Origin of the sequence: Pseudomonas parafulva, from assembly GCF_000800255.1 — a bacterium.
Lineage (GTDB): Bacteria > Pseudomonadota > Gammaproteobacteria > Pseudomonadales > Pseudomonadaceae > Aquipseudomonas > Aquipseudomonas boreofloridensis.
Genome location: NZ_CP009747.1, coordinates 3,204,939 through 3,230,436, shown reverse-complemented (window position 1 = coordinate 3,230,436; position 25,498 = coordinate 3,204,939). Strand labels below are relative to the sequence as shown.

The window sequence follows — 25,498 nt, the reverse complement described above, 5'->3', positions numbered from 1 at the left end:
AGCCGCTTTCTAAAGGTGGGTCTTGAGGTCGGCCTCATGCGCGGCGAGGATCTCCGGCAGCGAATTGCGCAGGTACTCCACCCAGGTCTTGATCTTCGCGTCCAGGTACTGGCGCGAGGGGTAGATGGCGTAGAGGTTCAGCTCCTGCAGGCGGTACTCGGGCATCACCCGCACCAGGCTGCCGTCGCGCAGGCCGTCGATGGCTGAATAGATGGGCAGCACGCCCACGCCCATGCCGCTGCGGATCGCAGTCTTCATGGCGTCGGCGGAGTTGACCTGGAACGGCGAGCTGGTGACGTTCACCACCTCTTGTCCTTCGGGGCCGTTGAACAGCCACTTCTCTAGGGCAATGACCGGGCTGACCATGCGCAGGCATTGGTGCTTGAGCAGTTCGGCGGGCTTTTGCGCGCTGCCGTGGCGGGCCACGTAGTCCGGCGAGGCGCAGACGATGCTGTAGGTGATGCCCAGCCGCTGGGAGACGAAACCCGAGTCGGGCAGCTCGGTGGCCAGCACGATGGAGACGTCATAGCCCTCGTCGAGCAGGTCCGGCACGCGGTTGGCCATGGTCAGGTCGAAGGTGACGTCCGGGTGGGTTTCGCGGTAGCGGGCGATGGCATCGACCACGAAGTGCTGACCGACGCCGGTCATCGAATGCACTTTCAATTGCCCGGCCGGACGGGCATGGGCGTCGCTGGCCTCGGCCTCGGCTTCTTCGACGAAGGTGAGGATCTGTTCGCAGCGCATCAGGTAGCGCTTGCCGGCCTCGGTCAAGGCGATGCGGCGGGTGGTGCGGTTGAGCAGGCGGGTTTGCAGATGGGCTTCCAGGTTGGAGACCGCCCGCGACACGTTCGCGGTGGTGGTGTCCAATTGCCCGGCAGCGGCGGTGAAGCTGCCGAGCTGGGCGACGCAACTGAAAGCACGCATGTTTTGCAGGGTGTCCATGGGTCACTCTCGATTTAGAGGGCGAAATTGTGACATGCCGCGACAAAAAAGCACGTGCGACCAAAGCCGGATTATCGCTGTTTCGGTAACAAAGATTCGCAGGAATACGTGCTTATCGCCAATGAAACCCGCCCCTAGAATTGCCCGGCCCACCACCTCATCCTCGGGAAATCGCCGCAGTGCCGCGTCGCCACCTCGGAGCGTTTCGAACGCTCAGTGCCTGTGCCCTCAGTCTGACCTTGAGCGGCTGCATCGCCACCTTGGGCATCGCCCCGCAAAGCCACACCCTGCAACCCAATGAACTGAGCATCGACCACGCCATCGGCGCGGCCGCACAGGACGCCGCCTGGCCCGCCCAGCAGTGGTGGCGAGCCTACCGCGATCCGCAACTGGACCGCTGGATCGAACTGGCCCTGGCCGGCAGTCCGACCCTGGCCATGGCCGCCGCCCGTGTGCGTCAGGCCCGGTCCATGGCGGGCGTGGTCGAATCGCGCGAGCAACTTCAGGGCGATGGCGCGCTCACCCTCAAGCGCCACAACTGGCCGGACGATCAGTTCTATGGCCCCGGCGCGCTGTCCGGCGCCAACACCTGGGACAACGATGCCCACCTCGGCCTGCGCTACGCCCTGGACCTGTGGGGCGCCGAGCGCAACGCCAGCGAGCAGGCCGTGGACCAGGCCCACGTGCGCGTCGCCGAAGCCCGGCAGGCGGCCCTGGAGCTGCAGAACAATGTGGTGCGTGCCTACATCGACCTGAGCCTGCAGTTCGCCCGGCGCGACATCGTCGCCGCCGAGCTGGCCCAGCAGCAGCAGATTCTCGACCTGGCCCAGCGTCGCCTGGCCGCCGGTATCGGTACCCACCTGGAAGTGAGCCAGGCCGAGGCGCCGCTGCCGGAAACCCATCGCCAGCTCGACGGCCTCGACGAGGCCATCGCCTTGGGTCGCAACCAACTGGCGGCGCTGGCCGGCAAAGGGCCGGGGGAGGGCGCCCGCCTGGCGCGGCCGAGCCTGTCGCTGGCCGCGCCGCTGGCCTTGCCGTCGGCGTTGCCCGCCGAGCTGATCGGCCAGCGCCCGGATGTGGTCGCCAGCCGCTGGCAGGTGCAAGCCCAGGCCCGGGGTATCGATGTGGCCCACGCCGCGTTCTTCCCCAATGTCGACCTGGTCGGCGGCCTGGGTTTCATGGCCACTGGCGGTGGCCCGCTGGCGTTTCTCAGCGGCCGCAAGTTCAGCTACAACGTGGGCCCTGCCATCAGCCTGCCGATCTTCGACGGCGGCCGCCTGCGCGCGCAGTTGGGCGCGGCCTCGGCCGAGTACGACCTGGCAGTGGCGCACTACAACGCCACGGTGATCGACGCCTTGAAAGCGGTGTCCGATCGACTGATCCGCCGCGAGTCGTTGCAGCAGCAGGCGCGTTTTGCCACCGAGTCGGTCGCCGCCGCGCAGAAGACCTACGACATGGCCACCCTGGCGTTCCAGCGCGGGCTCACCGATTACCTCGATGTGCTCAATGCCCAGACCCTGCTGTTTCGCCAGCAGCAGGTGCAGCAGCAGGTGCAGGCCGCGCGCCTGAGCGTGCATGCCGACCTGGTCACCGCGCTGGGTGGCGGGCTGGGCGCCGGCGCTGATGTGCCGTCGGAGCCGCCGCGATGAGGGACTGGCTGGCGCGCCTTGAGTGGCGCCGCGGTTTCTTCGCCTGGGCGCGCACCGACGGCGTCACCTGGATCTACATCTTCAAAGTGCTGGCCGCCGCCTTCCTGACCCTCTGGCTGGCCATGCGCCTGGAATTGCCGCAGCCGCGCACGGCGATGATCACGGTGTTCATCGTCATGCAGCCGCAGAGTGGTCATGTGTTCGCCAAGAGCTTCTACCGCCTGCTTGGCACCCTGGCCGGCTCGGCGATGATGGTCACGCTGATCGCGCTGTTCCCGCAGAACACCGAGCTGTTCCTGCCCAGCCTGGCGCTGTGGGTGGGCCTGTGCTCGGCCGGGGCCATGCGCTACCGCACCTTTCGCGCCTATGGGTTCGTGCTGGCCGGCTACACCGCCGCGATGATCGGCTTGCCGGTGCTGCAGCACCCGGACCAGGCGTTCATGGCGGCGGTGTGGCGCCTGCTGGAGATTTCCCTGGGTATCCTCGTCTCCACCCTGGTCAGTGCCGCGATCCTGCCGCAATCGGCCAGCGCGGCCATGCGCCACGCGCTCTACCAGCGCTTCGGCGTGTACGCCGGGGTGATGGTCGAAGCCTTGCGCGGCCACAGCGAGCGCGCCCAGCTCGAGACCCGCAACGTGCGCTTCATCGCCGAGGCCGTGGGGTTGGAAAGCCTGCGCAACGTCACCGCCTTCGAAGACCCGCACATGCGCCGCCGCTCCGGCCGGCTGATGCGCATGAACAGCGAGTTCATGGCCATCACCACCCGTTTCAACGCGCTGCACCGGCTGCTGGAGCGGCTGCGGGCGCGCGGGCCTGCGCAGATCGTCGTGGCCATCGAGCCAGGCGTGCAGACCCTGGTGGCGTTGCTCGAACCCTACGTGAACCGCTACCTGACCGACCCTGACGCCCTGCGCCTGACCCTGGAACTGGCCGCCTACAAGGACGGCCTGCAAACCCAGGTACGCAGCCTGCGCGCTGCGTACCTGGAGACGTCACCCAGCGAAGCCGACCTGCTGGATTTCCACACCACCTACGAGCTGCTCTATCGCCTGATCGACGAGCTCTACAGCTACGCCCAGACCCACGCGTCGCTGGCGGCGCACAACCACGAGCGCGAACGCTGGGACGAGCCCTACGTGGCCCAGACCAGTTGGCTGGTGTCGCTGGCCGCCGGGGTGCGCGGCGCTGCCGTGCTGTTGCTGCTGGGCAGCTATTGGCTGCTCAGCGACTGGCCCAGCGGCGCCATGATGACCTTGGTCGCCACGGTCACCGCCGGGCTCTCGGCGGCCTCGCCCAACCCGCGGCGGATGGCGTTCCAGATGGCCTGCGGCACCTTGCTCGGCGCCTTCATCGGCTTCTTCGAAACCTTCTTCGTATTCCCCTGGATCGACGGCTTCACCCTGCTGTGCCTGGTGCTGGCGCCGGTGTTCGCGCTCGGTGCGTTTCTCGCCTCGCGCCCGGCCTATGCCGGCTACGGGGTCGGCCTGCTGGTGTTCTTCTCGATCGGCTCGGTGCCGAACAACCTCACGGTCTACGACCCGTACAGCTTCATCAACGACTACCTGGGCATGGTCATCGGCATGCTGGTGTGCGCTGCGGCCGGGGCGATCATCCTGCCGCCGAACAGCCGCTGGCTGTGGAGCCGCTTGCAGCAGGCGCTGCGCGAGCAGGTGCTGTTCGCCATCGGCGGGCGCCTGCGCGGCCTGGGGTCGGCGTTCGAGAGCCGCACCCGCGACCTGCTGCACCAGGCCTACGGTCTGGCCGCTGGCAAGCCGCAGGTGCAGGCCGAACTGATGGACTGGATGTTCGTGGTGTCGGAGGTCGGCCACGCCATCATCGAGTTGCGCAAGGAGCAGGCTAACGCCCCGGTGCACCCGGCCTACGCCGAGTCGCAGGCGTGGCGCCAGGCGATCCGGGTGATGGGCCGGGCCTTGGCGCGGCTGTTCCTGCAACCCAGTGCCGCCAACCACGAGCGTGCGCTGGTGGCCGTGGATCACGCCATCAGCCGCGTGCAGGCCACCGACGAACCGTTCGCCCGGCACTTCGACACCTCGGTGCTGCGCCGCGCCCAGAGTTACCTGCACTTCATCCGCAGCTCCCTGCTCGACCCCCAGTCACCCCTGGCCCCGGCCAAAGGATTGCACCATGCCCCGTGAGATCGCCTTCCATGGCGTGTACCTGCCCACCATGACCTTGATGTTCCTGCTCGCTGCGGGCCTGGCCTGGGGCCTGGACCGCTTCATCGCCAGCCATGACGGTTACCGTTTTTTCTGGCACCCGGCGCTGCTGCGCCTGTCCCTGTTCGTCTGCCTGTTCGGCGTGATGGCGCTGTCGGTCTACTGGTGAGAATGCCCTTATGAAAAAGTTCTTCAGCCTGCTGGCCACCTTGCTGGTGCTCACCGCTGCGGTGGTGATCGGTCGCCAGTTGTGGCTGCACTACATGACCACCCCCTGGACCCGCGATGGCCGCGTACGCGCCGACATCATCAACGTCGCTGCCGACGTACCTGGCTATGTGGTCGAGGTGCCGGTGCACGATAACCAGCGGGTGAAGAAGGGCGATGTGCTGATTCGCATCGACCCCGAGCATTACCGGGTGGCGCTGGATCAGGCGCGCGCGTTGGTGGCTTCGCGCAAGGCCACTTGGGAGATGCGCAAGGACAACGCCCGCCGCCGCGCCGATCTGGACAACCTGGTGATCTCCAAGGAGAACCGCGACGACGCCAGCAACCTCGCCAACGCCGCGCTGGCCGATTACCAGCAGGCCCAAGCGCAGTTGGCGGCGGCTGAGCTGAACCTCAAGCGCACCGAGATCCTCGCCAGCGTCGACGGCTACGTGACCAACCTCAACGTTCATCAGGGCGACTACGCCCGCACCGGCGAGGCGGTGATGGCGGTGGTGGACGAGCAGTCGTTCTGGGTCTACGGGTTCTTCGAGGAGACCAAGCTGCCCCATGTGAAGCCGGGCGATCGGGCCGAGTTGCAGATGATGAGCGGCGAGGTGCTGCAGGGGCATGTGCAGAGCATCGCCCGAGGTATCTACGACCGCGACAACCCGCAGAGCCGCGAGCTGGTCGCGGACGTCAACCCGACCTTCAACTGGGTGCGCCTGGCCCAGCGGGTGCCAGTGCGCATTCACATCGACGAGGTGCCCGAGGGCTATCTGCTGGCGGCGGGCACCACCTGTACGGTGGTGGTGACGCCGAGCATTGAAGACTGAATCCGCCGCGAAGCGGCCGCAACACCTGGCGACCGAAATCATCCTGAAACCCCGCGATGGCTGATGACGGCGCGCTGCGCGCCAGGCCTTCGCGACAGGCTGTGAGCAGGTGTCAGGACGCGGGGCAGACCAGCACCGGCACCTTCACCCGGTCGATCACCTTGGCACTGATCGACGGGTCCAGCAGTCGCCCCAGCCGCGACAGGTGCCGGTGGCCCATGACGATCAGGGCGCAGTCCAGTGCCTGGGCCTTGGCGACGATAGCGTCCTGTGGCTGCCCAGCGACCATGGCGCTCTCGCAGTCGAAGCCCGCCTCGCGCAAGGTGGCCACGGCCTGCTGCAGGGCGCGCTCGGCCAGTTGCTGCTCGTCGCAGGCCGCAGGATATTCCTCGCGCTCCTCTTCGGAGTAGGTCGCCGGGCGCGCGTGCACGGCGAAGGTCGGGTCGATGGCCAGGAGCACGTGCAGGCGGTGTTGGTCGGGACGGCAGTAGCGACGCGCGAGGTCGATCAGCGCAGTGCTGGCGGGGGAGGCGTCGATGGCGATGAGGATCGGCTGAGGCATGGAAACTCCTGGCGGGGTGGGGTTCGCCGCAGCGATTGACCCGCAAACGACCGCTCGCATTCTTGCGCCTTTGCCTGCCACGATAAAGAGCCTGCGGCGCATGTCGTCATTGCACCAGACGCAATCGTGCGACCTGCTACCATCGCGCTTCACACACGGATCACGGTAATCGCCCATGCAACTTCCGGACATGAACCTGCTGGTCGCCCTCGACGCTTTGCTCGACGAGGGCAGCGTGGTGGGCGCAGCGCAGCGTATGAACCTGAGCCCTGCCGCCATGAGCCGGACCCTGGGGCGCATTCGCGAGGCGCTCGGCGACCCGATCCTGGTGCGCGCCGGGCGCGGTCTGGTGCCTACCCCCCGGGCGATGGCCCTGCGCGATCAGGTGCGGGCGCTGGTGGAGCAGGCCGGACTGGTGTTCAACAGCGGCGAGGACGTAGACCTGTTAGGCCTGGAGCGCACGTTCAATATCCGCACCAACGACCTGTTCGTCGCCTTGTACGGCGCACGCCTGCTGCATGTCATGCAGGAACAGGCGCCGCGCACGGTGCTGCGCTTCGTGCCGGAGGCGCACGGCGACGACGACCTGGTGCTGCGTCAGGGCCAGATCGACCTGGTGGTGAGTTCGAGCATCGACCTGGGCCCGGAGATCAAGGTGCAGCATCTGTTCGACACCCATTTCGTCGGTCTGGCCCGCGAGCAGCATCCGATCTTCGCGCAGCCCATCACCCCCGAGCGCTTCACCCTGTATCCGCAGATCAGCGTCTCGCGCCGTGGCCGCGCCAGTGGCCCGATCGACGTGGAGCTGGCCAACCACAAGCTGCAACGGCGCATCGCGCTGATCACCCCCAGCTTCCACTCAGCGATGTTCTCGCTGCCAGTGTCTGACCTGATCCTGCCGATGCCGGCCAACATCCTCGGCAATGTCCTGGAATTCGGCCTGCCGCTGCGCGCCTTCGAGATCCCGGTCCCCCTGGAAAAAGTGCGAGTGATGCAAGCCTGGCACCCCCGCTTCGACAACGACCCCGCCCACCGCTGGCTACGCCGCACCGTCAAGGACTGCGCCGCCTAGCGGCGCTTAGCTTTAAGCTGCAAGCGGAAAAGGCGAGCTGCAAGGGGCAAGCTGCAAGCTGCAAGAAAAATCAAAAGCGCCGCGATCCGCTTTCACTTGCAGCTTGCCGCTCGAAGCTTGCCGCTGGTTAGAGTTGCGCCCGGCGCAACTCTAACCTTCCGACAAGTCAGTTTTCGTAAGCATTGGCCGCCTCTAAAATCCCTCCAGCCAAGAATTGTTGCTGGAGATGTCTGAATCATGAGTGCCCTGACCGCACCTGCTATCGCCGCCCCGGTGGCCGCAGCGCCTGCGCAGTCGCCGTTTGGCCTGCGGGTGGTGGTGGGGCTGTTCGGCGTGCTGCTGGCGGTGCTGTGTGCCGGGCTCAATGAGGGGGTGACCAAGATTGCCCTGGCCGATATACGCGGGGCCATGGGCATCGGCGCCGATGAAGGGGCCTGGCTGCTGGCGGTGTATGCCGCGGCGTCGGTGTCCGCCATGGCCTTTTCGCCCTGGCTGGCCACCACCTTTTCCTTGCGCCGTTTCACCCTCATCGCCATTGCCGCCTTTGCCGGGCTCGGCCTGGTGCAGCCGTTCGCCCCCAACCTGCACAGCCTGATGCTGCTGCGCGTGTTGCAAGGCTTCGCCTCCGGCGCATTGCCGCCGATGCTGATGAGCGTGGCGCTGCGTTTTCTGCCGCCGGGGATCAAGGTCTATGGGCTGGCCTGCTATGCCCTCACCGCCACCTTCGGGCCGAACCTGGGCACGCCGCTGGCCGGGCTGTGGACCGAGTACGTCGGCTGGCAGTGGGCGTTCTGGCAGATCATCCTGCCGTCGCTGCTGGCCATGGGCTGCGTGGCCTGGGGGTTGCCGCAGGATCCGCTGCGCCTGGAACGCTTCGCCCAGTTCGACTGGCGCGGCGTGCTGCTGGGTTTGCCGGCCATCAGCAGCCTGGTGCTGGGCCTGTCGCTGGGCGACCGCTGGGGCTGGTTCGACTCGCCGCTCATCTGTTGGCTGCTCGGCGGGGGCAGCCTGCTGCTGGTGCTGTTCCTGTACAACGAATGGTCCGAACCGCTGCCGTTCTTCCAGTTGCGCCTGCTGTCGCGGCGCAACCTGAGTTTTGCCCTAGTGACGCTGGCCGGGGTGCTGATCGTGCTCTCCGGGGTGGCCAGCATTCCTTCGGCCTACCTGGCGCAGATCCAGGCCTATCGCCCGGCGCAGACCAGCCCGCTGATGCTATTGGTGGCGCTGCCGCAACTGCTGGCCCTGCCGCTCACCGCCGCGCTGTGCAATATCCGCGCGGTGGACTGCCGCTGGGTGCTGGCGACCGGGCTGGCGATGCTCGCGGCTTCGTGCCTGGGCAGCAGCCTGCTGACCAGCCAGTGGATTCGTGGCGACTTCTACCCGTATTACCTGTTGCAGGTGTTCGGTCAGCCGATGGCGGTGCTGCCGCTGCTGATGCTCTCCACCACCGGCATGAGTCCGCAGGATGGCCCGTTCGCCTCGGCCTGGTTCAACACGGTCAAAGGGCTGTCGGCAGCGGTCGCAGTCGGCCTGCTCGATGCGCTGGGCACCCTGCGCCGGCATTTCCATTCCAACCACCTGGTCGACAGCCTGGGTAACGCGCCGCTGGTGGACGACACGGCGGCCAACCTGGCCGGGCGCCTGCATCAGCAGGCCCTGGTGCTGACCAGTGCCGACTTGTACCTGGTGATGGCGGCTGTCGCCGTTGCCCTGATCTGCCTGATTCCCTTCGTGCCTACCCGGGTCTACCCACCCCGTGCCGTGGCCTGACCCCGTTCGAGACAAGCCAAAATGACCCACACGCGCAAGACACTCATCATCGCGGCGGTGCTCGCCGTGGCCCTGCTGGCCGCCGTGGTCGGCCCCTGGCTGCTGGGCAGCGACCACCAGCAGCGCACCAACGACGCCTACGTCACCGCCGACTACACCGTGGTCGCGCCGAAGGTGGCGGGCTTCGTCAAGCAGGTGCTGGTGGAGGACAACCAGCAGGTCAAGGCTGGTCAGTTGCTGGCCACCCTCGACGCCCGCGATTACCAGGCCGCGCTGGATGCCGCCCAGGCCCAGTTGCTGGTGGCCAAGGCGCAGAGCCTGGATGCCCGCGCCACCCTGGATCGTCAGGCGGCGCTGATCGCCCAGGCCGAGGCGGCGGTGAAGGCGGCGCAGGCCGAAGTCGGCTTCGCCGACCATGAAGTGACCCGTTACAGCCGCCTGGCCGAGCAGGGCGCCGGCACGGTGCAGAACGCCCAGCAGGCGCGCAGCCGGGTCGACCAGGCGCGGGCACGGCTGGCCAACGCCCAGGCGGCGCTGCTGGCCACGCGCAAGCAGGTGGACATTCTCCAGGCCCAGGTCGCCAGTGCCGACGGCCAGCTCAAACGCGCCGAGGCCGGGGTGGAGAAGGCCGAGCTGGACCTGTCCTATACGCGCATCGTCGCGCCAGTGGACGGCATGGTCGGCGAACGCGCGTTGCGCGTGGGCGCCTACGTCAATCCAGGCGCGCGCTTGCTGTCGGTGGTGCCGCTGCAGCAGGCCTACGTCGTGGGCAACTTTCAGGAAACCCAGCTCACCCACGTCCAGCCGGGCCAAGCGGTGCGCATCAGCGTGGATACTTTTTCGGGCGAAACCTTGCACGGGCGGGTCGAGAGCATCGCTCCGGCCACCGGTGTGACCTTTGCCGCCGTCAAGCCCGACAACGCCACCGGCAATTTCACCAAGGTGGTGCAGCGCATCCCGGTGCGCATCGTTTTCGATGACGACCAGCCCTTGCGCGAGCGCCTGCGGGTGGGCATGTCGGTGGAGGCGACCATCGATACGCAGGATGACGGCCTCGCCGGTAAACAGGTGAGCGCACGATGAGCCGCCAGCCAGCCGTCACCCTGTTACTCGCCGCGCTGCTCAGCGGCTGCACCCTGGGCCCGGACTTCCAGCGCCCCGACAGTCAGGCGCCGCAGCAGTGGGGCGCCGTGCAAGGCGAGCAGGCCGCCAGCCAACCCCTGGCCGAGCCGCTGCAACAGCGTTGGTGGGAGAGCTTCCACGACCCGCGCCTGAGTGCCCTGATCGAGCAGGTGGCGGCCCGCAACCTGGATCTGCAGATGGCCAGTGCACGCCTGCTGCAGAGCCGGGCGCTGCGCAGCAGCGTGGCCGCCGACCAGGCGCCGTCGGTGGCGGCCGAGGCCGGCTACAGCCGCTCGCGCAACAGCGCCGAGGGCCTGAACGATCCGTCCGGCAACGCCGGCAAGTCGGCCTACAACCTCTGGCAGGGGGATCTGGTGGCCGGCTGGGAGCTGGACCTGTGGGGGCGCGTGCGGCGTCAGGTGGAGGCGGCCGATGCCAATGTCGCGGTGGCCGAGAACGACCGCAATGCCGTGCTGCTGGCACTGCTGGCCGAAACCGCTGGCGACTACATTCAGTTGCGCGCCGTGCAGCACACCTTGCAGATCACCGAGGACAACCTCGACCTGGCCCGGCACAGCCTGACACTCTCCGAACAGCGCCAGGCCGAAGGCGTCGCCACCCGGCTCGACGTGGCCCAGGCCAACGCCCAGGTGGCGATGATCGAGGCGCGGCTGCCGACCTTGCAGGCGCGTCGCGACGACCTGATCAATGCCCTCAGCCTGCTGGCCGCCGAACCGCCGCGCAGCTTGCAGAGCACCCTGCTGGCGCCCGGCGAGCTGCCGGCGCCGCAGCAGCGCTTCGCCATCGGCATCCCGTCGCAACTGGCCGAGCGGCGCCCGGACATCCGCCAGGCCGAGGCCCGTCTGCACGCTGCCACCGCCAGCATCGGGGTGGCCAAGGCCGACTTCTACCCGAGCATTCGCTTGTCCGGCAGCGCCGGGTTCCAGTCGCTGCAGCTCGCCGACTTCGGCGCCTGGGATGCGCGGCGCTTCGCCTTCGGGCCGCAGGTGTCGCTGCCGATCTTCGAAGGTGGACGGCTCACAGGGCAGTTGCACTTGCGCGAGGCCCAGCAACAGGAAGCGGCGCTGAACTACCGCAAGGTGGTGCTCGGCGCCTGGCACGAGATCGACGATGTGCTGCGCCTGTACAACGCCAGCCAGTTGCGGCGCGACCATCTGGCCGAAGCGGTGCAGCAGAACCGCATCGCGCTGGAAACGGCGCAGCGTCAGTACGTGGAAGGGGCGGTGGACTTTCTCAACGTGCTGTCGGTGCAGTCGGCGCTGCTGGCCAGCGAAGAGCAGTGGATCGACAGTTCGGCGGCGGTGTCGCAGGCGCTGGTGGGGCTATACAAGGCGCTCGGTGGCGGCTGGCAGGCGTTCGATCTGGGTTGAGGTCGAGCGCCGCCGCGCTGCTTACAGCGGTCGCAGCAAGCCGAAGCGCTTGCGCAGCACCCAGTCCAGCAGCCGTCGCGGCAGCCACCGGGCAATCAGCGGCAGTGCCCTGCTGCCATTGCCCAAGCGCACCAGCGCCGGCACCGGCGAGCGCTGGGTAGCGGCCAGCAGCCCTTGGGCGAACACGCTGGCCGGGGTCGGGCGATCCTGCGAAGCCCGCGCCCGTGCCTGCACCTGTTCGCGCAACGGCCACCATGGCGAGTCTGCCGCCAGCAGCTGTTCGACCGAGTGCTGGGCATGGTTGGCGAACTGCGAAGCGATGGCCCCCGGCTGCACCTCCATGACGCGGATGCCGAACGGCGCCAGTTCCAGGCGCAGGGCATCGCTCAAGGCGTGCACCGCGGCCTTGGACGCGCAATAGGCCCCGGCGAACGGGGTGACCAGCACGCCGGACACGCTGCCGATGTTCACCACCAGGCCACGGGAGCGACGCAGCAGCGGGAACAGCGCGCGGGTCACGCCGACCAAGGCGAACAGGTTGGTTTCGAATTGCTGGCGCAGCGCCTCGACACCGCCGTCGAGCAGCGGTCCCATGGCGCCGTAACCGGCATTGTTGATGAGGATGTCGAGGTGCGGCAGCTCTTCGGCCAGGCGGTCGAGGGCCTGGGCATCGTTGACATCGAGCTGGCGGGCGCTGAAGCCGGCCGCGTGCAGGCGCTGAACGTCGACGTCTTTACGGGCGGTGGCCCAGACCTCGTGACCGGCATCGCGAAAGGCGTCGGCCAGGGCGCGGCCGATGCCGCTGGAGCAACCGGTGATGAGCACGGTAGTCATGGTCAAAGCCTTTAGTTGGGGCAGGTCGGATCAATTGGCGAAGGTGCCTTGCAGATGCTCGGCGCGAAACTCCAGGGTTTGCGGCCGATACCCGGCGCGCAGCGGCGGCAGCGGCAGGCAGTCGTTCCACTCGGCGCCGGCCTGCAGCTCACCCGGCCCGCGATAGCGCGGCGCAGCGTAGGTGTTTTCAGCGAGGTTGACGGTATCGCCCGGCGCATAAGCGCCCACGCGCCAGCGCAGTTCGCTGAGCGGGGCTTGGTTGGCGTTTCTCATGCTGACGTGCAGCGCCCGATCGGCAGGACATTGCCCAGGCGCATAGCTCAGGCGAATGTCCAGTCGCGCCAGTTGCGAGGCTTCACGATTGTCCTGCCAGACCACGACCAGAGCGACCAGCCCCAGTCCGCACAGCGCCGCCAGCGAAATCGGCAAGGCCTTGCCCGGATAACGCAGCAGCAGCACCAACCAGGTAAGGATGAGAAACGCACCGATGATCATGACGTGCCCAGGCCTTCGAAAAGCTACAAGCTACAAGCTTGTAGCTGCAAGCGGCAAGCGGCAAGCGACAAGAAAAAGCGGGACGGTGGAGTAGTGCTGTTCACTTGAGGAATGCTGGGGCTGCTGCGCAGCCCTTTCGCGGCACAAGACCGCTCCCACAACGTCCGCGTGAACCCAGAAACATGGGTTTATACGGCCCCTGTGGGAGCGGCCTTGCGCCGCGATGGGCTGCGCAGCAGCCCCAATTCCAGCTATGCACATCTTGAGTGAATCGCGTTAGGACGGTGGTGAGCGCTCGATTTCGAATGCCCCACCACCCCGCTTTTACTTGCCGCTTGCCGCTCGAAGCTGGCCGTAGGCCCAGGCCTACTGCGCGATCGTCTTGACCGAGACGCCGCGTTCGACCGGGGTGGAGGTGCGGCCGTAGACGTCCTCGAAGCGCTCGATGTCATCCTCGCCCAGGTAGCTGCCGGACTGCACCTCGATGATCTCCAGCGGGATCTTGCCCGGGTTGCGCAGGCGGTGCACCGACGCGATGGGGATGTAGGTCGACTGGTTCTCGGTCAGCAGGAACACGTTCTCGTCGCAGGTCACCTCGGCGGTGCCGCTCACCACGATCCAGTGTTCGGCGCGGTGGTGGTGCATCTGCAGCGACAGGCTGGCGCCGGGCTTGACCGTGATGTGCTTGACCTGGAAACGCCCGCCCATGTCCACCGAGTCGTAGGAGCCCCACGGACGGTAGACCTCCAGGTGATTCTGGGTCTCGCTGCGGCCCTGCTCGTCCAAGGTGTTGACCATCTGCTTGACGCCCTGGACCTTGTCCTTGTGGGCAATCATCATCGCGTCCTTGGTCTCGACCACCACGATGTTCTCCAGGCCGATCACCGACACCAGCTTGCCGTTGCCATGGATCATGCAGTTGTGGCTGTCCTGCACCACCACATCGCCCTTGGTCACGTTGCCGTTATCGTCCTTCTCGTGCACGTCCCACAGCGACGACCAGCAGCCCACGTCGCTCCAGCCGGCCGACAGTGGCACCACGCAGGCGCGCTGGGTCTTTTCCATCACCGCGTAGTCGATGGAGTTGTCCGGGCAGCAGGCGAAGGTGGCCTCGTCGATGCTCAGCGCATCGGCGTCTTCTTCGCTGCGCTCCAGGGTCAGCAGGCAGGTGTCGTAGATGTCCGGGTCGTGCTTTTTCAGTTCTTCGAGGAAGCGGCTGGCGCGGAACAGGAACATGCCGCTGTTCCAGAAGTAACCGCCGGCGCGGACGAACTCGTTGGCGCGTTTCTCATCGGGCTTCTCGACGAACTGCGCGACCCGCGCCACGCCCTCGGGCAGCAGCGCATCCTGGCTGGAGCGGATGTAGCCGTAGCCGGTCTCAGGCTTGGTCGCCGGCACACCGAACAGCACCATCTCGCCCCGCTCGGCGGCCACGGTGGCCAGGGCCAGGGCGCGTTGCAGGGCCTTCTGGTCCTCGATCACGTGGTCGGCCGGCAGCACCAGCATCAGCTCGTCGCGCCCTTCGTTGACCAGCTTCATCGCGGTCATCGCCACCGCCGGCGCAGTGTTGCGGCCGAACGGCTCCATCAGGATCGCCTGGGTGTCGAGCTTCAGCGCGCCCAACTGTTCCTGGACGATGAACTTGTGGGCCTTGTTGCAGACCACGATGGGGGTGTCCATGCCCTCGAACACCAGGCGCTCGATGGTTTGCTGGAACAGCGTGTGCTCGCCGGTCAGGGCCAGGAACTGCTTGGGGAACTGCTTGCGCGACAAAGGCCACAGACGCGAACCGCTACCACCAGAAAGAATTACCGGGATCATCGTGTTTCTCCAATAGTCGTTGAGAGGCAGGGATCAGTTGCTAGCCACGGGGCGAGTGACCCACACCGGCGACAGGCGGGTGCCGGAACCGGTGACGTACAGCACGGCCGCTTCGCCGCGCTCCAGAGCGACGGGTTTGACGTCGCCGACTTTCTTGTTGCCTTCGAACAAGGCCAGGTTGACCTTGACCGGATTGATCTCGCGCTCGCCGCGCCCCTTGGCCGCCACCGACTTCACCACTTCGGTCTTGCCGTCGGCGGTCTTCAGGGTCAGGGCCTGGTCGCTGAGGTTCTGCACCCGCACCAGCGCCTTCTGCTTGTTCTTGAACGGCGGTTCCTCGACCAGTTGTGGGGTGCCGCTGGCGTTGTTGACCAGGGTGTAGTACTTGTCCGCGGCCAGCTTGACCGGCACGCTCTGGCCGCCCACCTGGGCGGTGTAGTCGCCACCGGGCAGGAAACTGAAGTCGCTGCTGGCCTGGGCGCCGACCTGCTTGATCTGGGTGTTGCCCACCGAGGCTGCCGTTGGTGCGGAACCGGCGTTGTACAGGCGCACGAAGGTCGAGCCTTTCGGTGCGCTGGGGCCGTACAGGGCGGCGTCGGCGCCGGCGAAGGCCTGCAGCGATGCCAGGGACAGGCCGGCCGCGAGGGTGAGGGCTTTGGCGATGGATGGCTTGCGAGTCATGTGCGTGTTCCTCTCTTTCAGTGGGTCGTCCGGGTGGACGACAGGGCCAGGTGTGCTTCGGATTGACGGGTGTTCTTCAACTGCGCGATCCACTGCGGATCGAAGCTGCTGAGGTCGGTGCCCATGGGCAGGTAGCGTTCCGGGAATTCCCAGACCACCACCTGCGGCGGGGTGTTCTTGAAGGCGTCGCTCTGCAGGAACTTGAGCATCGGCTGGATGGGGCCATGGCCGTCTTCGGCGTAGTTGGCCACGTCGCTGTGCAGCGCCTGCTGCAGCGCGCCGAGGAAGTTCCAGTGCGGGTTGGCGCTGTAGCTGGTGCCCACCAGCGCGACCGGAATGGACGCGTCGGCGAACAGCGCGTCGTCGCCTTCGCCCTGGGTTTGGGCGGGGCGCGTGGTGCGCTGCTGCAGGGTATCGGGGTGTGGCAGCAGGTCGCTGAACAGCGGGTCGAGCGGCAGGAAGTTGGTCAGGTCGCCCTTGTACGGCGCGCTCTTGCCCGCCTCGGTGATGTAGGCCTGGGGCTCGGCCTTGAGCAGTTGCTGGCGCTTGACCGCTTCGCCCAGGCTCTGCGCGACCACTTCGGCGCCCATCGGCGTCCAGTGCGTGTCGGTGCGCAGGAACACCTGGCCGCGCGCCTTGGCCTGCTGCAGCGGCGCCAGCAGGTCGGGGGCGAACACGTTGGCCTGGCGCGCCTGGGCGTGGAACTGGTTGAACAGCTCGCCGTGCAGGCTGGCCGGCTGTTCCTTGCCCAAGTACTCGGCGTACACCCGCGCTTTGGCCGGCACGATCGCCAGCACCAGCTCGATGTTGCGCTGCTGCAGGGTATCGCGCACGCCACGGATCAGCGCCAGGTTGTCCTGCATCTGCTGGCCGGCGCTGGCGTCGGGCTTGAACTCCTCGTCGCTGAACAGCCACTGGTCACGGCCCAGCACCACGCCGGGACGGCCTTCGTTGAACAGCGTGAAGTCCAGCGCCGCCCACAGGTTGGTGCCCACGCGCTTGATCGGGAACTGTTCGTCGTAGTGGGTCTCGGCGGCCTTGGCCAACTTGCCGTCGAGCAGGGTCATCTGTTGCGTGCGGGTAAAGCTGTCCAGGCCGCCCAGCGACCAGGCGCCCAGCCCGACCAGCAGGCCCAGGAACGACAACGAATAAGTGATGCGAAGTGTCCGGTTCATGTCATCCCCTCAGAACTGGAAGTACAGGAACGGCGAGTAGCTCTGCGCCGAAAGCTTGAGGATCGAGGCAACGAACAGCAGCAGCACCAGGGCGCGGGTCATCACCCGGGTCCAGTCCAGGCTCAGGGTGCCGTCGCCGTGGACCTGCGCCGGCACGCGCGCCGCAATCGGCGGGGTGGCGTTGCGATAGAAGTCGCGCAGGCCGAAGAACGCCATGCTCAGGTAGGCGACCACCAGGGTGGCCACTTGCAAGCCGGTGAGCTGGGCGCGGTTGAGTTCCGACAGCTGCCACTGGCCGAAGCTGAACATGGCGCCGTACATACGACCGGCCACTTCCAGGTTCTCGGCGCGGAAGATCACCCAGCCGACCACCACCAGCAGGAAGGTGAAGGCCCACTTGATCGGATTGAAGCGCTGCGGGTTGGTGTCGATGCCCAGCGCCCGTTCGATGGCCAGCCACAGGCCGTGCCAGGCGCCCCAGATGATGTAGGTGAAGTTGGCGCCGTGCCACAGACCGCCCAGCAGCATGGTCAGGAACAGGTTGCGGTAGGTGGCCAGGGTGCCTTTGCGGTTGCCGCCCAGGGTGATGTACAGGTAGTCGCGCAGCCAGGTCGACAGGCTGATGTGCCAGCGCCGCCAGAACTCGGTGATCGACTGGCTGATGTACGGCTGCTTGAAGTTCTCCATGAAGCGAAAGCCCATCATCAAGCCCAGGCCGATGGCCATGTCGCTGTAGCCGGAGAAGTCGAAGTACAACTGCGCGGTGTAGGCCAGCGCGCCGAGCCAGGCATCGCCCGTGGTCGGGTTCTGCAGGGCGAAGCAGTGGTCGGCGACCACCGCCAGGGTGTCGGCGATGAACACTTTCTTGATGAAGCCCTGCATGAAGCGGGTGCAGCCTTCGGAGAACTTGTCCAGGGTGTGGGTGCGGTGGTTGAACTGCTCCACCAGGTCCTTGAAGCGCAGCACGGGACCGGCGATCAGGTGCGGGAAGATCGCCACGAACGCAGCGAAGTCGATCAGGTTGCGCGTGGCCGGGGTGTCGCCGCGGTACACGTCGATGATGTAGCTGATCGACTCGAAGATGTAGAACGAGATGCCGATCGGCAGCAGTACATGGGTGAGGATGAACGGTTCCAGGCCGAACGAGGCGATGATCGCGTTGAGGCTGTCGACGCCGAAGTTGGCGTACTTGAAGTAGCCGAGAATCGCCAGGTCCACGCCCACGCCCAGCAGCAACCAGCGCTGGGCAGGTTTGCTGCGCACGCCAGCGGCGCCGACTTTCAGGCCGATCCAGTAGTTCCACAGGGTCACGCCGGCGAACAGCGCGAGGAAGTCCACCCGCCACCAGGCGTAGAAGATGTAGCTGGCGACCAGCAGCAGCAGGTTGCGATAACGGTTGCCGCTCAAGTAGTACAAGCCGAGGAAAACCGGCAGGAACAGGAACAGGAACACGTTGGACGAAAAGACCATCCCGGTTCTCCTTTTTATTCACAGCAGCCAGGGCACAGCGCCCCCCAAACCCCCCACGAAAACGCGGCGGATCACCTTGGTCCCTGTGTGCGGGCTTGTCGCGATTGCGTCAGTCGATTCGCCGGTGTTGTCCAGCCGGACGCAATCGCGGGACAAGCCCGCTCCCACAGGGGTCATTTCATTTCTTGCGTTCTGCGTTCGGGTCGTACACCCGGGTCATGTCGCCGCCCATGCGGAAGCTGTTGAACGGCTGCATGCCGTGCTTGCGCTGCTGGGTGTCGCCGACGCACTGGTACAGCGCGCACCAGGGTTCGAGCCAGGCGTACTTGCTGTCGACCTTGAGGTCCTTGAGGTCCTGCTTGACCCCGGCGCGCTCGGCGAAATGCACCGGGTCGCGAGCGCCGGCCAGCACGCCTTCGCCCAGACGCTGCAGGGCGAAATTGTTCTCGCTGCGCAGGTCGACGTCGTTGGCCTTGGCGAAGCTGGCGATCATCGCCAGCGGCGGCAGGGCGTAGTTGTGGTAGGCCAGGGCGCGTTGGCGGCGCTTGATCTCGTTGGGCAGGAAGCCTTGGTCGTCGATCTGGTTGATGCCGACCTTGTATTGCTTGATCGCCCAGTCGAACAGGTCGCGGCGGTCGGTGGCCACGGCAGTGGCCATCACCGACCAGGCCGCCCAGTAGCTGTGGTTGTTGATCTTCTCCAGCGGCAGGTCGCTCCAGTCGCGCACCGTCTGCTCGGCCAGCTTGGCGAACCAGCGCTCGATGCGCTGGGCCTCGGCGCGGTGCGCAGCCAGGGGCTGGGCGCTGGAGAATTTCAGGCGCAGCCAGGAGCCGCTCATGCTGCCCAGCGCCCATTTGCGCATGGACTTGCCGGTGTGGTTGAAGTCGGTGGACTCCAGCGCATCGGCCTCGGCCCAGCGGTCGAGCCAGCCGAGCACGCAGTCGAGCTGCGCCGGGCGTCCGTCGCGCATGTACTGACCGACCATCTTGCTGACGCCCTTCTCCAACGTGGTGATGTCGGCGGTGGACTGGTGGAAGGCTCGCTCGGAAGCCAGGTTCAGGGTGGCCCGGGCCTTGTCCGAGCCTTCGTACTTGCTGCGAAATTGCAGCGCGCCGGTGTAGGGCTTGGGCGCCGGTTCGCAGCGGAAGTTGCCGTCGCTGACCTTGAGCTTCTCGATGCCCTCGTAGTAGCCCTGGGGCGGGACCAGGGCCGCGTGGGCGGCGCCGCCGAACAGGGCCAGGGTCAGTAATGCAGGACGCAGGGTGCGCGTGAATGCCGTCATGTTCGCCTCACTGGCCGGCTTGCGCGGTGTGGCGCGCGCTGCCGGCGAAGTTGTTGCGTTTGCAGAGTTTGGCCTCGACCTTCTGGGTGCCGCTTTCCGGTCCCTGGACTTCCAGGGCCAGCAGGTTCTGGCTGGCCCAGTCCTCGTCTTCGCGCATCTGGAAGACGAAGCGCCCGTCGGTGTCGGAGGTCTCCGGTTTCTCCAGCTTGATGTCCTCGTGGCGACCGTTGAGGTACCAGAGGGTGGCTTGCAGCACCTTGACCGACGGATCCTCGAAGCGGATGTCGAGCTGGTGGTTGCGGTTGACCAGGTCCTTGATCACGCCATTGCGACCGTTGACCAGCAATTCGTTCTTGCCGGGCTTGAGCGTGGCGCTGGCGCTCATCTGCGCGGGGCGGTCGTCGCAGCCGTCGTCGAGCAGGGCGAGGATCTGCCGCCAGATGGTTTCCTGGTCCAGGCGATAGAGCGGGGAGAATTCCCAGATCAGGATCTTCGGTGGGTTCTTGTGGAACTCCTCGCTGCCCAGGTACTGGATCATCGAGCCCTCCAGGCCGCCGCCGGGGAAGGCGACGTTGAGCACGTCGGCGCCGATGGCCTGTTGGAGGAAGCCTGCGAAGTTGTAGTTCTTGCCGCTGTGGCTGGTGCCGACCAGGGTGATCTGGGCGTTGCCCGAGTCGCCGAACAGGTCGTCGCCGCCGCTTTCGCCCTTCGGCTCGGTGGTGAACTGGTCCATGTACTGCACCGCGTAACTGGTGCCGCACAACTGCCCGGCAACGTTGTGCAGGGTGCCGGTCTTGCCCATGCGCCCGGATTTCTGGGTCTCGAATTCCTTGCGCGGGATGCCCTCGAACGCCGGCATCTGGTGCACCGTGTCGGCCACGATGCGCGCCGCGCGCTGGGCGCCGTAGGGCGTCCAGTGCTGGTCGCCGCGGAAGTAGAAGTCCTTGCCCTGGTCGGCGGCGGCCAACTGCTCGTTGGTCAGGGGCGACAGGTCAGGCACGTTGTAGCCCATCTTCGCGAAGCGCTGCAGCATGGCCTGGTAGTTGTGCAGGGCCTTCTGGTAGTCGAAGGCGGCCTTGTCTTCGGGCTTGAGCATGTTGCGGTTCACCAGGCCACGGGTGGGCTGGTACACCATCACCAGTTCGATGCCGCGCGTCTTGAACGCATCGTGCACCTGCTGCAGGCGCTTGTAGCCGCCGGGGGTGGTGTCGAACTCGGTGCGCAGGTCTTCGCGGGTACGGAACAGCCAGTCGCCCTGGGCCTGCACCAGCGTGGTGAAGTTCTGCTGGTAGCGGGTCACGTAGCGGCTGGCGTCATGCGCCTCGGGGCACAGTTGGCAGCAGGGCTCGGCGCTGAAACTCGGCGCCTGCACCTGCTCGGCGCGCACGCCCTGGCTGATGGCCAGGAGGGCGGCGGACAGGCCGAGCAGTTTGATCAAATGTGGGGTCATGGTCTGGGCTTCCTTAATCGATCATTTCGCTCTGGCGTTCGACCGGGTCGATCAGCACGGCCTTCTGCTGGCGCACCAGCAGGTCGAGGATTTCGTCCTGGCGCTCGCCGAGCACGCCGTTGAGGCTGATGCCGCTGGACTTGCGCGGGGCGAGCATGGCCACCTTGTACAGCTCCACCGACAGGGGCGAGTCGATCGACAGCGGGCCGGAGCCGTTGGCGGTGAGTTCGCCGCCGACCACGATCAGCGAGACCTTGGCGTCGAAGGGGTCCAGGGCGATGTCGCGGTCGGTGTCGGTGAGGTCCTTGATGTGGCCGTAGACCCCGACCAGGCCGTTGGCCATGGCGATGTTCTCGTACAGGCGGATGTTCACGCTGTTGCGCACGCGGATGCCGTGGCGGCGGTTGTTGATCACCTGGTTGCCCCAGATCAGGTTGTCGCCGCTCTCGTAGAGGGTGATGCCGTCGGTGTGGTTGCGGTAGATCTCGTTGTAGGCCACCAGGTTGTTGATGCTGTTGCGGTCGATCACCACGCCCGAGAGCTTGTTGTCGAAGCTCTTGTTGTTGATGATCCAGCTGTCGTTGACCTCACGCGAGACGATGATGCCGTGCTTCTTCTGGGTGCCATGCACGGTGTTGCCAGCGATGATCAGGCCGTGCGAGCGGTCGTGCGGGTCGATGCCGTAGACGATGTTGTCGCGGTAGGTCGAGTCCTTGATCACGAAGCCCTGGGTCTCGTAGCAGTAGAAGCCGTACCACATGTCGCTGAACGTGGAGCCGATGATCCAGCCGGTCGGTTCGGGGCGGCCCATCTGCTTGGCCATGTTCGGCGTGTACTGGGAAATGCTCACCCCGTAGGACTTGGACTTGGCGTAGCCGAAGCTGGCCATCTTGCTGTTGACGATGTAGGTCTCGGTGCCGCCCCAACTGAGCAGGAACGGGCGGAATTCCTTGGGCGAGCGGAACGTGGCCGGGCCGTTGTCCTTTTCACGCCAGCCGGTGACCTGGGTGTCGCGCACGAACAGCTTGCCGTCGTTGATCAGGAACGCGCCGCCCTCCTGGGACAGACGCAGTTCCTTGACCTTGCCGTCGATCTCCAGCACGCCGTGGCGTCCGACCACGATCGGCAGGCGCGCCAGGTACACGCCCGGCGCGGTTTCGCGCAGGTACTGGGCGGGCACTTTGCGGCTCAGTTCGGTCAGGTCGACATGCCCGTCGTCGACGAAAATCGCCTGGGGAATGCCGTGCTGGCGCTGGACCCACTCGGCGGCCTTGTTGTCGCCGCCGATGAACTCCTTGAGCGCATCTTCCTGGAGCATGCGGCGCACGCTGACCTTGCCCTTGTGGCGACGGTCGATCTTGCGCTGCACGGCCTCGGCGGTGTAGCCGGAGAGGTCGGGCAGCGTCGGCGGGTCCATCTGCAACGGTTCGCTGGGCGCGGCGGCCACGGTGTAGGTCTTGGCCTGTTGCAGCCCCTTGGCGGTGAGCGCAGGTTCCGCGGCGGCCACACCGCAGGCCAGCAGCAGGGCGCTGGCCAGCAGGCTGTGGCGAAGGTTCGGGTGCAGGTTCATAAAAGTCCTTGGCCGGCCTTAGAAGCGCCAGATCACGTCGACGAAAGCGCGGTGCATGTACGAGTCCGCTTCCTTGCCGTAGGCATCGCCGGGCTTGAACACGCCGGCGCGCAGGCGTACCAGCGCCGAGGGCTCGTCGATCGACTGGCTCAGCGAGGCGGGCAGCAGGCCCTGCTTGAAGTACTTGGTCACCACCACGTCCATTTCCTGGCCCAGGTCTTTCTCGCCATTGACCAGCGGACGGTTGATGCCGTCGTCGTTGACCACCGCGTTGATACCGCTGGAGCCGATGTTCTGCTCACCGTCCACGCGCCAGAACTTGTGGTAGATGAAGCTGGCGTCGTAGTCCTCGCGCAGTTGCCAGGAAGCGAACAGGGTGGCTGCCTGCAGGTTGCCCAGCTCGCCACGGAAGGCTTCGCCGAAGCGGTGCACGCGCGAGCGGGTGCCGGTGAAGTTGGAGCGGTTGCTTTCAAGGCCGGTCTGCTCGAAGTTGTTCGAGCCGTCGCTGCCGCCGCCGCTGCCGCGGGCATAGGCCGCGCCGACCTGCCAGTTGGGGTCCAGGCGCAGGCGGATGCCCAGGTCGGTGGCCCAGGCGTTGACGTCGCCGCTGCGGGTGCCGGTGGCGACCTGCTCGTCGCCCACCAGTTGGCTGCTCAGGGTGTCGCGGTTGCCGGTCAGCCAGGTCAGGCTGCCCCAGTAGTTGACGGTATGGTCGTTGCGCCAGTTGTAGGCATCGCTGTTGGCTTCGAGGCCCAGCCAGGTGAGATCGCCGGTGCGGGTCTTGTCCAGGGCATCGACGCGCTCGCCAGGGTTTTTCAGGCTGCCGCTGTCGTGGGTGTGATGGGCGCGCAGGCCGACCCAGTGCCCGGGTGTCCACTGGGTGGCGACGTTACCGAAGACATGGGTGCGGTGCTTGTCTTCGGGGGCCAGTTCGGTGAGGTCGGTGCGGTATTCGCTGAAGCGCTGCGCCACGCCCAGGTCGGCCTTGAGCAGGGTGGTGTCGAAGCTCCAGTTCAGCGCCTCGATGTTGGTGTCGCGCCACATGCCGTCGTCGCTGCGCAGACGCTGGCGACCGAAGCGCAGTTGCTCGCCGGGGTAGGGCGTGAAGCCGCTGTAGCCGACCCAGAACTCGCGCAGGGCCAGGTAGCTCTTGTCCGGCTTGCGGCTGTCGTCGCCGGTGTCCACCGCGGTGCCGTCGTCGTTCTGGCGCAGGGTGTCGGTTTCGATGGTGTCGGTGGCCGTCACGGCCTGGCCCATGGCATAGGCGCTCCAGTTACCGCGCTCGCCGTAGACCCAGGGGCGCAGGTCCAGGCCCAGGCCGTTGACGTCGCCGCCGGGACGGGTGCCCAGGTCGCGGTCGTCTTCGGACTGACCGGTGACTTTGACCTCCAGGCCGAAGTTCTTGGCGGCGGTTTCGGCAGCCAGGGTCGGCAGCGACCACAACAGGGCGAAGCTCAGGCCGATGCCGGCTTTCACGAAGGGGTTGAGCGTCATAGCGAATCCTCGGCGTCTGCGTCGTTCTGGTCGTTGCCGTCCTGCAGGGCGTCCAGGGCCAGGCTGCTGGTGCTGGCCTGGAGCATCCCGGCCCGCGCGGTCTTTTCCTGCTCCAGCAGGCGCTGGGCCTGACTGCGCTGCTCGGCGTCGAGCTGCGGTTCGAGCTGTTGCAGCAGCTCGCTGGACTGCTCAGTGGGGTTGAGCTGGGCGAGCTGGGCGAATACCCAGGCGTTGCCCGGATTGGGACGGATGCCGTGGCCTTCGCTGTACAACTGGGCCAGGGCATAGTCGGCGCTGAGCTGACCGCCACGGGCGGCGCTGAGCAGGTGATCGACCGCCTTCTGCGGTTCCACCTGACCCAGGTAGCCACGGCGGTAGAGCTGGCCGAGGTAGTAATGGGCGCTGATTTCGCCGGCATCGGCCGCAGCCTGCAGATGCTGCTCGGCCTTGTGAGCATCGGCCGGCACCTGCTTGCCTTCGTAGTACAGACGGCCCAGCAGCAGGTCGGCGCGCGGCTGTTCGGCGTCGCGACCTTTGTCGAGGTAGGCCAGCAATTGCTCGGTGTCGCCCAGTTCGGGGAAGTCGTAGAGCAGTTGCGCCAGGCTCACCCAGGACGCGGGGTTGTTCGGGGCGACGGATTCGAGCAGGGCCTGGGCGGTCTTCTCGTCGGTCTGGCCGAGGCTGCGGTCGGCCAGCACCCGGGCGACGCTATCGACCCGGGTGGCCGGCACCGTGCCACGGGCGTGGGCCGACTTGAGCTGGTCGAGCAGGTCGGCCTGGCGGTCGCTCTGGCCACGCTTCTGGTAGACGGTGGCCAGTTCCACGTAGCAGACGTCGGCGGCGCTGAGCGCGGCCTTGCAGATCTGCTCGACGTCGTCCAGGTGCTGGTCGTAGCTGCCCTGAGTACGGTACAGCAGCACCTGGGCCAGGCCCGCCTCGGGGTTGCCGTCGGCGCGCCACTGGTCGATCTGGCGCTGAGCGTTGATGTCCGGGAAGCTCTGCGGGTATTGCAGGTAGAGCATGGCCAGCGGAATCAGGGTATTGCCCTCGCCTTGCTGGGCGGCGAGCTTGAGCAGGGTTTCGGCTTCTTCGCGCTCGGCCTGGGTGCTGCCGGGCTTGGCCACCAGCAGGCGGCCCAGACGCGCCTGAGCCCGCGGCGAGGTGGCGGCGGCCGCGCGGTAGGTGGCTTCGGCCTGTTCGAGCTGCGCCGGATCGCGGCTGCTGACCTGGATGTCGGCCAGCCCCACCTGGGCATCGCTGTAGCCCAGGTCGGCCAGGGCCTTGTAGTTGGCCTGGGCGGTGGCGATGTCGCCGCGTTTCAGCGCTTCGTTGGCCAGGCGCTGGTCGGGCAGGCCGGAGCAGCCGGCCAGGGCGATGGCGGCGGCCAGGGCGCACCAGGTCAGTGGGCGGGCGCTGTTCGCCCGACCGCGGGACGAGCCCGCGCCCACAGCGCTCGTCTCCAGCGCCGTACCGGTGGGAGGCAGCATCGCCGCCACTG

At 66.7% G+C, this 25,498-nt stretch carries 21 protein-coding genes; 8 read left to right on the top strand and 13 right to left on the bottom strand.

Annotated elements, in window-relative coordinates:
- Nucleotides 1-9 precede the first annotated feature (9 nt).
- Entirely contained in the window at nt 10-942 is a 933-nt protein-coding gene (locus NJ69_RS13955) for a LysR family transcriptional regulator (RefSeq protein WP_039579983.1), read from the bottom strand.
- Nucleotides 943-1,121: 179 nt separating this feature from the next.
- On the opposite strand from NJ69_RS13955, the gene NJ69_RS13950 reads away from it, so the two are divergent.
- The 4 genes from NJ69_RS13950 to NJ69_RS13935 are packed head-to-tail and all read left to right on the top strand — an operon-like array spanning nt 1,122 to nt 5,811.
- A complete protein-coding gene (locus tag NJ69_RS13950; RefSeq protein ID WP_039579980.1) occupies nt 1,122-2,591 on the top strand; it encodes an efflux transporter outer membrane subunit in 1,470 nt (489 codons plus the stop codon).
- Nucleotides 2,588-4,747, top strand: a complete 2,160-nt coding sequence (locus tag NJ69_RS13945) for an FUSC family protein (RefSeq protein ID WP_039579969.1) — start codon at nt 2,588-2,590, stop codon at nt 4,745-4,747. Before NJ69_RS13950 ends, NJ69_RS13945 begins: the two co-directional genes overlap by 4 nt.
- Nucleotides 4,737-4,937, top strand: coding sequence for a DUF1656 domain-containing protein (locus NJ69_RS13940; protein WP_029614886.1), 201 nt, complete (start codon nt 4,737-4,739; stop codon nt 4,935-4,937). Before NJ69_RS13945 ends, NJ69_RS13940 begins: the two co-directional genes overlap by 11 nt.
- 10 nt (nt 4,938-4,947) lie before the next feature.
- Nucleotides 4,948-5,811 carry an efflux RND transporter periplasmic adaptor subunit gene (locus NJ69_RS13935; protein ID WP_039579966.1) on the top strand — a complete coding sequence of 288 codons (864 nt, stop codon included), beginning with the start codon at nt 4,948-4,950 and terminating at the stop codon, nt 5,809-5,811.
- A 112-nt stretch (nt 5,812-5,923) separates the two neighbouring features.
- On the opposite strand, the gene NJ69_RS13930 is transcribed toward NJ69_RS13935, so the two are convergent.
- On the bottom strand, nt 5,924-6,373 hold the full coding sequence (locus NJ69_RS13930; protein ID WP_039579964.1) for a universal stress protein: 450 nt from the start codon (nt 6,371-6,373) through the stop codon (nt 5,924-5,926).
- Nucleotides 6,374-6,548: 175 nt separating this feature from the next.
- Between NJ69_RS13930 and NJ69_RS13925 the strand changes: the two genes are divergently transcribed.
- The 4 genes from NJ69_RS13925 to NJ69_RS13910 all read left to right on the top strand — a co-directional run bounded on the left by NJ69_RS13925 (nt 6,549) and on the right by NJ69_RS13910 (nt 11,728).
- Nucleotides 6,549-7,445 (top strand): LysR family transcriptional regulator, encoded by an 897-nt coding sequence (locus tag NJ69_RS13925; RefSeq protein ID WP_039579960.1) that lies wholly within the window; start codon nt 6,549-6,551, stop codon nt 7,443-7,445.
- A 237-nt stretch (nt 7,446-7,682) separates the two neighbouring features.
- Nucleotides 7,683-9,215, top strand: coding sequence for an MFS transporter (locus NJ69_RS13920; RefSeq protein WP_039579958.1), 1,533 nt, complete (start codon nt 7,683-7,685; stop codon nt 9,213-9,215).
- A 21-nt stretch (nt 9,216-9,236) separates the two neighbouring features.
- On the top strand, nt 9,237-10,298 hold the full coding sequence (locus NJ69_RS13915; RefSeq protein ID WP_039579956.1) for an HlyD family secretion protein: 1,062 nt from the start codon (nt 9,237-9,239) through the stop codon (nt 10,296-10,298).
- Nucleotides 10,295-11,728, top strand: coding sequence for an efflux transporter outer membrane subunit (locus tag NJ69_RS13910; protein WP_039579954.1), 1,434 nt, complete (start codon nt 10,295-10,297; stop codon nt 11,726-11,728). Before NJ69_RS13915 ends, NJ69_RS13910 begins: the two co-directional genes overlap by 4 nt.
- 21 nt (nt 11,729-11,749) lie before the next feature.
- Here NJ69_RS13910 and NJ69_RS13905 read toward each other — a convergent pair whose 3' ends face one another.
- The 11 genes from NJ69_RS13905 to algK all read right to left on the bottom strand — a co-directional run bounded on the left by NJ69_RS13905 (nt 11,750) and on the right by algK (nt 25,487).
- Nucleotides 11,750-12,562, bottom strand: coding sequence for an SDR family oxidoreductase (locus tag NJ69_RS13905; protein ID WP_039579953.1), 813 nt, complete (start codon nt 12,560-12,562; stop codon nt 11,750-11,752).
- 30 nt (nt 12,563-12,592) lie between these two features.
- A complete protein-coding gene (locus NJ69_RS13900; RefSeq protein ID WP_039579951.1) occupies nt 12,593-13,057 on the bottom strand; it encodes a hypothetical protein in 465 nt (154 codons plus the stop codon).
- Nucleotides 13,058-13,423: 366 nt separating this feature from the next.
- On the bottom strand, nt 13,424-14,878 hold the full coding sequence (locus tag NJ69_RS13895) for a mannose-1-phosphate guanylyltransferase/mannose-6-phosphate isomerase (protein WP_039579949.1): 1,455 nt from the start codon (nt 14,876-14,878) through the stop codon (nt 13,424-13,426).
- A 33-nt stretch (nt 14,879-14,911) separates the two neighbouring features.
- The gene (locus NJ69_RS13890) at nt 14,912-15,559 is read right to left on the bottom strand and encodes an alginate O-acetyltransferase AlgF (protein WP_039579947.1); all 648 of its coding nucleotides are present in this window, start codon (nt 15,557-15,559) and stop codon (nt 14,912-14,914) included.
- A 17-nt stretch (nt 15,560-15,576) separates the two neighbouring features.
- Nucleotides 15,577-16,734, bottom strand: coding sequence for an alginate O-acetyltransferase (locus NJ69_RS13885; protein ID WP_039579944.1), 1,158 nt, complete (start codon nt 16,732-16,734; stop codon nt 15,577-15,579).
- 9 nt (nt 16,735-16,743) lie between these two features.
- Nucleotides 16,744-18,204, bottom strand: coding sequence for an MBOAT family O-acyltransferase (locus NJ69_RS13880; RefSeq protein WP_039579942.1), 1,461 nt, complete (start codon nt 18,202-18,204; stop codon nt 16,744-16,746).
- A gap of 178 nt (nt 18,205-18,382) precedes the next feature.
- Entirely contained in the window at nt 18,383-19,486 is a 1,104-nt protein-coding gene (locus tag NJ69_RS13875) for a mannuronate-specific alginate lyase (RefSeq protein ID WP_039579939.1), read from the bottom strand.
- Between the two features lie 7 nt (nt 19,487-19,493).
- Nucleotides 19,494-20,936 (bottom strand): alginate O-acetyltransferase, encoded by a 1,443-nt coding sequence (locus tag NJ69_RS13870; protein ID WP_039579936.1) that lies wholly within the window; start codon nt 20,934-20,936, stop codon nt 19,494-19,496.
- Nucleotides 20,937-20,949: 13 nt separating this feature from the next.
- Nucleotides 20,950-22,506, bottom strand: coding sequence for a mannuronan 5-epimerase AlgG (algG, locus tag NJ69_RS13865; protein WP_039579933.1), 1,557 nt, complete (start codon nt 22,504-22,506; stop codon nt 20,950-20,952).
- A gap of 18 nt (nt 22,507-22,524) precedes the next feature.
- The gene (locus tag NJ69_RS13860; protein WP_039579932.1) at nt 22,525-24,000 is read right to left on the bottom strand and encodes an alginate export family protein; all 1,476 of its coding nucleotides are present in this window, start codon (nt 23,998-24,000) and stop codon (nt 22,525-22,527) included.
- Nucleotides 23,997-25,487, bottom strand: coding sequence for an alginate biosynthesis TPR repeat lipoprotein AlgK (gene algK, locus NJ69_RS13855; RefSeq protein WP_209435537.1), 1,491 nt, complete (start codon nt 25,485-25,487; stop codon nt 23,997-23,999). The genes NJ69_RS13860 and algK overlap by 4 nt, the downstream gene beginning before the upstream one ends.
- Between the last annotated feature and the right edge of the window lie 11 nt (nt 25,488-25,498).

Bases quoted from the DNA above. Each gene is read 5' to 3' on its own strand.
- NJ69_RS13955 (WP_039579983.1), bottom strand. From the start codon at position 942: ATGGACACCCTGCAAAACATGCGTGCTTTCAGTTGCGTCGCCCAGCTC.
- NJ69_RS13945 (WP_039579969.1), top strand. From the start codon at position 2,588: ATGAGGGACTGGCTGGCGCGCCTTGAGTGGCGCCGCGGTTTCTTCGCC.
- NJ69_RS13940 (WP_029614886.1), top strand. From the start codon at position 4,737: ATGCCCCGTGAGATCGCCTTCCATGGCGTGTACCTGCCCACCATGACC.
- NJ69_RS13935 (WP_039579966.1), top strand. From the start codon at position 4,948: ATGAAAAAGTTCTTCAGCCTGCTGGCCACCTTGCTGGTGCTCACCGCT.
- NJ69_RS13930 (WP_039579964.1), bottom strand. From the start codon at position 6,373: ATGCCTCAGCCGATCCTCATCGCCATCGACGCCTCCCCCGCCAGCACT.
- NJ69_RS13925 (WP_039579960.1), top strand. From the start codon at position 6,549: ATGCAACTTCCGGACATGAACCTGCTGGTCGCCCTCGACGCTTTGCTC.
- NJ69_RS13920 (WP_039579958.1), top strand. From the start codon at position 7,683: ATGAGTGCCCTGACCGCACCTGCTATCGCCGCCCCGGTGGCCGCAGCG.
- NJ69_RS13915 (WP_039579956.1), top strand. From the start codon at position 9,237: ATGACCCACACGCGCAAGACACTCATCATCGCGGCGGTGCTCGCCGTG.
- NJ69_RS13910 (WP_039579954.1), top strand. From the start codon at position 10,295: ATGAGCCGCCAGCCAGCCGTCACCCTGTTACTCGCCGCGCTGCTCAGC.
- NJ69_RS13905 (WP_039579953.1), bottom strand. From the start codon at position 12,562: ATGACTACCGTGCTCATCACCGGTTGCTCCAGCGGCATCGGCCGCGCC.
- NJ69_RS13900 (WP_039579951.1), bottom strand. From the start codon at position 13,057: ATGATCATCGGTGCGTTTCTCATCCTTACCTGGTTGGTGCTGCTGCTG.
- NJ69_RS13895 (WP_039579949.1), bottom strand. From the start codon at position 14,878: ATGATCCCGGTAATTCTTTCTGGTGGTAGCGGTTCGCGTCTGTGGCCT.
- NJ69_RS13890 (WP_039579947.1), bottom strand. From the start codon at position 15,559: ATGACTCGCAAGCCATCCATCGCCAAAGCCCTCACCCTCGCGGCCGGC.
- NJ69_RS13885 (WP_039579944.1), bottom strand. From the start codon at position 16,734: ATGAACCGGACACTTCGCATCACTTATTCGTTGTCGTTCCTGGGCCTG.
- NJ69_RS13880 (WP_039579942.1), bottom strand. From the start codon at position 18,204: ATGGTCTTTTCGTCCAACGTGTTCCTGTTCCTGTTCCTGCCGGTTTTC.
- NJ69_RS13875 (WP_039579939.1), bottom strand. From the start codon at position 19,486: ATGACGGCATTCACGCGCACCCTGCGTCCTGCATTACTGACCCTGGCC.
- NJ69_RS13870 (WP_039579936.1), bottom strand. From the start codon at position 20,936: ATGACCCCACATTTGATCAAACTGCTCGGCCTGTCCGCCGCCCTCCTG.
- algG (WP_039579933.1), bottom strand. From the start codon at position 22,506: ATGAACCTGCACCCGAACCTTCGCCACAGCCTGCTGGCCAGCGCCCTG.
- NJ69_RS13860 (WP_039579932.1), bottom strand. From the start codon at position 24,000: ATGACGCTCAACCCCTTCGTGAAAGCCGGCATCGGCCTGAGCTTCGCC.
- algK (WP_209435537.1), bottom strand. From the start codon at position 25,487: ATGCTGCCTCCCACCGGTACGGCGCTGGAGACGAGCGCTGTGGGCGCG.